Annotated in this window: 7 protein-coding genes; 6 read left to right on the top strand and 1 reads right to left on the bottom strand. The window is 52.7% G+C overall.

Features of this window, described 5'->3' with window-relative positions; genetic code table 11:
* From murJ to ACOJWD_RS04220, 4 genes are all read left to right on the top strand, one after another.
* Nucleotides 1-1,482 (top strand): murein biosynthesis integral membrane protein MurJ (gene murJ / locus ACOJWD_RS04205; protein ID WP_486991972.1); only part of this gene is annotated, 1,482 nt, incomplete at its 5' end.
* A gap of 53 nt (nt 1,483-1,535) precedes the next feature.
* On the top strand, nt 1,536-2,987 hold the full coding sequence (locus ACOJWD_RS04210) for an alpha,alpha-trehalose-phosphate synthase (UDP-forming) (RefSeq protein WP_486991973.1): 1,452 nt from the start codon (nt 1,536-1,538) through the stop codon (nt 2,985-2,987).
* Nucleotides 2,974-3,726: a trehalose-phosphatase gene (otsB, locus tag ACOJWD_RS04215; RefSeq protein WP_486991974.1), complete on the top strand. Its 753-nt coding sequence runs from the start codon at nt 2,974-2,976 to the stop codon at nt 3,724-3,726. The genes ACOJWD_RS04210 and otsB overlap by 14 nt, the downstream gene beginning before the upstream one ends.
* 70 nt (nt 3,727-3,796) lie before the next feature.
* Nucleotides 3,797-4,867: a DUF3048 domain-containing protein gene (locus ACOJWD_RS04220; protein ID WP_486991975.1), complete on the top strand. Its 1,071-nt coding sequence runs from the start codon at nt 3,797-3,799 to the stop codon at nt 4,865-4,867.
* Nucleotides 4,868-5,106: 239 nt separating this feature from the next.
* On the opposite strand, the gene ACOJWD_RS04225 is transcribed toward ACOJWD_RS04220, so the two are convergent.
* Nucleotides 5,107-5,367 carry a hypothetical protein gene (locus ACOJWD_RS04225; RefSeq protein ID WP_486991976.1) on the bottom strand — a complete coding sequence of 87 codons (261 nt, stop codon included), beginning with the start codon at nt 5,365-5,367 and terminating at the stop codon, nt 5,107-5,109.
* A gap of 372 nt (nt 5,368-5,739) precedes the next feature.
* On the opposite strand from ACOJWD_RS04225, the gene ACOJWD_RS04230 reads away from it, so the two are divergent.
* Nucleotides 5,740-6,021, top strand: coding sequence for a hypothetical protein (locus tag ACOJWD_RS04230; RefSeq protein WP_486991977.1), 282 nt, complete (start codon nt 5,740-5,742; stop codon nt 6,019-6,021).
* Nucleotides 6,022-6,079: 58 nt separating this feature from the next.
* A partial coding sequence (locus ACOJWD_RS04235; protein ID WP_486991978.1) for an EAL domain-containing protein occupies nt 6,080-7,006 on the top strand: 927 nt, incomplete at its 3' end.

Here is a 7,006-nt window from a genome sequence, read left to right on the forward strand (position 1 = left end):
CGGGAAATTGTGATGGCCTTCTATTTTGCGACCTCAGCCAATACGGACGCATGGCTCATGGCATCGGCCTTGCCGAACTTGCTCTTCAGCACAGTAAACGGAGCCATTTCAGTGACGGTGATTCCACTGATGACGGCAGCTGACGTGGACTATTCCCCTCGGTCCATTGCCCGTTTCCTGAATGAAGTCCTCACGGCACTCTTTCTCCTTTCTATTGTCCTCATTGGGGGAGGTGAACTGCTCACCCCGCTCATTATTCGTTTGATGGCGCCAGGATTTCATGGCCATGAACTCCAACTGACGGTAACCATGACCCGCATTATGATTCCCACCATCATGTTTTGGGGCATTGCCGGTTTGGTGGTCGGTATTTTACAAGCCCGCGATGAATACTTCATCCCGGCGCTCTCCCCTGTGGCGGTCAACATTATTCGTATTGCCACCATCATTCTCTTGGGCCATTACCTTCATATGGAAATTATTGGGGTGGCTGTGGGATTTACCATTGCGGTGGTCTCGCAACTCGCCATCACACTTCCCGCATTGCGCCGGATTGGCATTCGCTTACACTTTCGTTGGCATTTTAGCCATCCCTTGCTACGCCGCATGGTGCGCATGGCTGGCCCCTTTTTACTCACCAGTTCGGTGGGGAGTGTGGGAATTATTGTAGACCGTATTCTGGCCTCTGAACTGGTGGTTGGCAGTATGGCGGCCCTTAATTACTCCTATGTGCTAGTGCAAATCCCTATTGGACTTCTCATTTCTTCAATAGCCACCCCCATTTATACCCGCTTGTCGCGACACCATAGCTATCAGGAAGAGGACACCTTTCGCCGCTTGGCGATGCAGGGGTTTCGCGTGGTGTTAATCGTGATCGTGCCTATCACCATTTGGTTCATTGCTTTAAGAATCCCCATTCTACGCCTCTTGTACCAACATGGCGCCTTCAACGCTCATTCCACTGATTTGACCGCCGGCACATTGCTGTACTTTGCCATTGGGCTGCCGGGATTTAGCCTCTCTTTCTATCTACAGCGACTATTTTTCGCCACTCAAGACACCCGGTCACCAGCCCGGTTCTCGATTATTACGATTGTATTCAACATCGTCGGTGACCTCATTTTAGTGCGGGTCATGCAAGCGGATGGTCTCGCGCTCGCAACCGGCATGGCCAGTTGGGTCAATGCCGCTCTTTTGACATCCAAAGCCATCCAACCTCGCTATAATAGTCATCTACAGTTTCGCCGTACTCTCATCACCTTAGGATTGGCGGGAGGTGTCATGCTGCTCGCCACGTTGGAAGCCTACCATTTACTGCATCTCGCCACCCTCAGTGGGATGGTGCCTTTGGCAGTCGGCCTCATTCTCACGGCGCTATTATCGGGCCTGATCTATGTCCTCGTCCTCTACCTGCTACGCTTTCCCGACCTATCCTATGTCATTCACCGCATGACCCGCGGCCGCGTCTCACTTCGCCGATAATCACTATCCGAAACTTAAAACCTCTGGTACCATTAAATGAGGGAGTGATCATCATGGCCACAACACGCATTACTCGACCTTTGGTCGTAGTAACGAATCGCGAGCCTTACGTAGACGAACGGACTCGAACTGGCATTCGCGTCGTGCAAAAGGCTGGCGGCGTGGTGTCCGCGTTAGATCCCTTATTGCGCGAATTAGGAGGAGACTGGATCGCTTGGGGAAGTGGTAGCGCTGACCGACAAACGGCGCCCGGCGGTGTTCGACCCGTTCCTCGACATAATCCTCGCTATCGTCTGCATCGCATTTACCTCACTCAGGAAGAAGTGCAGGGCTACTACAATCGCTATGCCAATCAAGGAATTTGGCCCCTGAGTCACCTTCTCATTGAACGCGCCCAATTTTCCCGGCAAGCGTTTAGTATCTATCGAAGCGTTAATTTGAAGTTTGCGCGCCGCGTCGCCAAGGAAAGCCCCTCGGCAGCCCTCATCTTTTCGCACGACTACCAATTGGCCCTATTCCCGGCTATGGCGCGGCAAATGCGTGGCGATCTCTCCATCGCCCACTTTTGGCACATCCCCTGGCCGGTTTACACCGTCTATCGGCTCTGTCCACAATATCAAGAGATTTTACGCGGATTGCTGGGCGCTGATGTGCTCGGTTTTCAAACCGAGGACGATGTAGAAAATTTCTTTCAGGCGGTGGAGCGCACCTTCCGACAGGTGACCGTGGACCGACAAAAGCATCACATCACCTGGCAAGGCCGCACGATTTTAGTGCAAGCCTTCCCCATCTCCGTGGACATTGAAGCCATTGAGGAATTGGTGGAAACGCCACGAGTGCAGCGATTGACTCGCGGTATTCGTCGTCACCTGGCTGCGGGAAGCCAAATTTTAGGGGTCTCTGTTGACCGCGCCGACTACACGAAAGGAATTATTCCCCGCCTTGAGGCGATCCGTGAATTTTTCCAGCGATATCCTGAACGTCACGGTAAGGTCAACTTTTTACAAGTGGTGGTGCCGACCCGATCGGGTTTGAAGGATTATCGCCTCTTGTACCATGAAGTGCAGGAACTTACCGCTCGCATCAATCGCGAGTTTGGCACCTCCGAATGGTCTCCTGTCACTACTATCGGTCGTACCCTTGATCGCACACGCCTGATGGCGCTGTTCCGTGCCGCGGACTTCGCCATGGTATCTTCGCTATTTGATGGAATGAATTTGGTGGCCAAAGAGTTTGCCTCGGCCCACAGTGACGACCGCGGCATTTTACTGTTGAGTGAAACCACGGGAGCGGCACAGGAGCTGGAATCGGCCATCATCGTTAATCCTTGGGATCCGGAAGGTGTCGCCGCCACCTTGGAATCGGTCTTATCCATGACGCATCAGGAAATAGCCGAACGCATGCATCAAATGCGCGAACAAGTTCACCAAAACACTCTATATGACTGGGTCGAGGCCATCCTTGAGACTCTGGAGGAATACGCCAGTAGCTATGCCCAATCCTAGACCCTTACCAAAAGATATTCTTAACCCTTTGCTTGTGGAACATCATGGATACTGGATTTTCGACCTCGACGGGACGCTTATTGAGTTAGCCTCGCAACCCGGCGAGGTCGAGGTCACCCAGGCGCTTCTCGAAACCCTTCATTCTCTCTGGGAAAGGGCCTATCACCAAGTGGCCATTGTGAGCGGTCGTGCCCTAAAGGACTTGGAACGTCTGATTCCGCTTCCCATGACGCTCGTCGGCAATCATGGGATTGAGTGGCGACAAGACGGCAAATACCGTCAGCTGTTGCTTGATCCTAATGCGGAGGATGCACTCACCGCACTTCGGGAACCGCTGAATGCCTTAGCGCAGGCCATGCCGGGAACATATTTTGAGAATAAAACCTGGACCTATAGTTTTCATTATCGGCATCTACCCCAAGCGGATTGGTCGACCTTGGAAGCCCAATTGCGCCGCATGATGGCGCCTTGGCCGAGTGTGCGTTTGTCCCAAGCGCAATTATGTTGGGAAATTCGCCCGCGCCAGGGAGTGACAAAGGGCGATGCCGTTAAAATGTTACTCGGTGATTCGGATCTCATTCCGGTGGTGCTCGGGGACGATCTGACTGACGAAGATGCCTTTAGGGAAGCAAGCTCAGGCATCACCATCATCGTCGGTCCCAGGCGACCAACCATCGCTCAGTATTCGCTTCCTTCCCCTAGGGTGGTGCAAGAAATTCTTCGACAACTCGTCCTCTAATTAGGTGACGGTGTGTCGCAACCATGGTAGGGTATAGCAATGGATCCCATTTTGAGGAGGAATTCTTTTCATGAAAGCGTCGGCGTGGTCATCGTTAATGGCAGTCGGAGCACTAAGTTTAGTCCTATCTGGATGTGGAACCCATCACACGACACCGGTCGGGACCGCGCCTCGGACGAAGAAAATTGAGAGCGCTAGCACCGGTATCACGCCTGGCGCCGATCCTCTCACGGATATCAAAGAACCTGACCACGGGCCCTTAGTAGGTCTCATGATAGAAAACTCAGAGTACGGCCGCCCCCAATATGGGCTATCCTCTGCCGACGTCGTCTATGAAGCGTATACGGAGTTTTTCTACTATCCACGGTTTCTCTTGCTCTATTACGGTGACGCACCGACCCTTGCGGGACCTGATCGATCCGCTCGTCCCTATTTTGTTAGTCTTATCCACCAGTGGCCTGCCGCCTATATTCATGCTGGCGCCTCTGACCCCGGGTATACCGCCATTGCCAACGATCATATCCATAACCTGGACCTTGACGCCAATGCCTATAGTCTAGGCACTCGAGTGTCGTTCCGTCCTGCTCCACATAACCTCTTCACCAATATCGTGACCGACATGCAGGTTGCCCAGAAAGATTGGGGAAATCCCACGGTAAAAGCTCCGTGGCCCTTTGCCAAACAGTCTGCCGGAACTCCAGCCTATCAATCGATCACCCTCACCTGGAACACCCATAATAGTGTTGAACAGTGGCGCTGGAATGCCGTCGATCAAGGTTGGACGCGTTGGGTTGACGACCCTGATGCTGGTACGGGCTATCAGCAAGTGATGGGGATGAATAGTGGAAAACCCGTAGTCGCCTCCAACGTCATCATTGAATATACCAACGAGCAATACCTCCCCGACCCGGCCAATACCGGCTGGATCCAAATTGCTCTTCACGGTCAAGGAAAGGCGCTCCTCTTCTTAGGCCATCACTATGTCGTGGGAACCTGGAAGAATGCCGGTTCTGGTGACCCTACCCGCTTTTATCTGCCTGACGGCAAGTTGGCTCCCTTCGCTCCCGGGAAGACCTGGATTGAAATCGTCCCCAATAGTCAGTCGGCGACCAATCCCTTCCAATTGACCCTCGCGCAATAGCGGTGTGATAGCGAACTCGTTTTGTGGTTAGCTCCACTTACGTGCTCGTCATGACTGCCTGTCGAAGTGCGCATCCGTGGCCGTCAATCGGATCTATGATAGATGAGCCAATTGATTCAACGCCTCTGTCACACGAAGACCAAGATTATTTCTACAATACGTCAGGACAGCTTCAGAATATTGGTTGATGTCCTTACCCGATAACTCAACCATCCACGGCTCCCCGGTACGTGAGCGATTTACTTTTCCATTGGTTTTTCTAAAAGAACCCCGCCACGATGTGCTATCGCGTTACGTACTATGATTATCTTATGGACTGGCTGCCATCCCATCTTGTCATCCTTAGCCGGAATACGACTATTCGTTTGTAGCGCTTTCCAAAGGTCAGTGAATGCGTCATCAAGAGAGTCCACGACCAGCATTTTTCCTCCCCGACAAATGTGCTTCCTCCCTTCGGGAAATCGTGCCACCTGATCCCGCACATAATTTTCTAAAGCCATGGCTATCATCACGACGCGGCATGACAAAATTTGCTGCTGATGGTCATGTGGGGACCACTCACCATAGAGATGGTCAACCCGGCTTTGCACAAAAGAGGTTGAATCAGTCGCGATGAGGCAGGAGGAACTTCAAGCCTAGATTGCACATCGTCAGACCATCGGGTCGGGATCGCGAGTCTGAGGACATTGACCATCTCCTCGCGACTTGGAGAGAGGTTGTCGTTGCGCCCTTATTGCTTCGTATCCCATTGAGATGTCGACCACTGTCGCATCATTTAGCGCTTCGACAACAGAATTGTGTCTGTATAATTTTACCATATCCACTACACTGGCCATGAAGACTCCATCACCTGAATCGAAAGGAGGACCCCTATGTCCACGGCTCGCAACACCCGGGTACACTTTAAAGAGGACACACATCCATCGGCGCAGGATTCCCCCAACCATGCATTTCGTCGCGCCCTGTGGATTTCGCTAGCGGCGGCTGCACTCATCTTATGGCAACTCAATAGCATCATCCATGCCCTAGGTTCCATCCAAATCGGGCTCACGCATCTGGAAGGGTTGCGAAATACCTTAGGAGGCATTATCCGCGTGAGCTACAGTGAGGTCACCGCGCTAGTCGGGCCCATCATCCATCATATTGTCCATTAAAGCGTCTCCTGCCACGATTTACACCTCGCTGACGAATACTATCAGTGAGGTGTATGTGATGTTCAACAAACTTTCATTGACGATAGTATTTCAACCCATTATCGACTTATTGACCGGAGACGCCGTTGGCTATGAAGCGCTAGGCTGCCTCGTCGGACGCGAGCATGAAGGATTGAGCGCCATCACGGAGAGCGCCCAAAGTCCCGAAGACCTGGAAATCCTTCTCAGCGACGTGCAACAACTCGCGTTTCACCGTGGGTCCTTTCGCCCTCCGGGAACCTGGCTGTTTCTCAAGTCCACGCGAGCGTTAGTGCGCCAATTCACTCACCACGTCCGCTGGCAGCAAAAAAGTTTTCATGATGTGGTTCTTGAAGTCCCCGAGTCCGACCATGATGTCGCAGAGTGGGCTTCCCTGGCAGCGCCGTTGCGCAATGATGGGTTACAAATTGCACTGGACGACTGGGGGGTAGGATATGCCGACCCGGTACGCGTGGCCCATTTACAACCCGAATGGATTAAAATCGCTCGCCTCGTCACGGAAAAGGTAGGAAAAGATCCCGCGATGGATCGACTGGTCACTGTGGTTGCCCACTGGCTCAGTGCATCGCGCACCCGCATTATTGCCGACGGCATCGAGACCGAGGAGCAATTGATTCGTCTGAGAGCCCTAGGAATCCGTTTAGGTCAGGGGTCCTACTTGGCACCGCCATCTTGTCAATTCGTAGAGTCGGTGTCCCTTCCCGAACCGGCCCGACGCCTTGGTCAAATTGCCCATCTTCCCCTAGCGCTTGCGCAATCCTATCCTCTTAACGACGATCATCTCGAACTTATTGAAATGAATGTACCGCTCCTTCGCCCGATCATCCAAGAGGCCATTCACCATTTAGCCCAGTGGATTGTGGATAGCGCGGCTTCAACGAAATTTTCCAGCATATCCTCACTAGACCGGTTCACCGAGGTACTGGCGCATCACTTTCAAGAGCTC

The organism is Sulfobacillus sp. TH-112 (assembly GCF_057473405.1).

Coding starts and splice junctions, on each gene's coding strand:
- ACOJWD_RS04210 (WP_486991973.1), top strand. CDS start 1,536: ATGGCCACAACACGCATTACTCGACCTTTGGTCGTAGTAACGAATCGC.
- otsB (WP_486991974.1), top strand. CDS start 2,974: ATGCCCAATCCTAGACCCTTACCAAAAGATATTCTTAACCCTTTGCTT.
- ACOJWD_RS04230 (WP_486991977.1), top strand. CDS start 5,740: ATGTCCACGGCTCGCAACACCCGGGTACACTTTAAAGAGGACACACAT.
- ACOJWD_RS04225 (WP_486991976.1), bottom strand. CDS start 5,367: ATGGCTTTAGAAAATTATGTGCGGGATCAGGTGGCACGATTTCCCGAA.
- ACOJWD_RS04220 (WP_486991975.1), top strand. CDS start 3,797: ATGAAAGCGTCGGCGTGGTCATCGTTAATGGCAGTCGGAGCACTAAGT.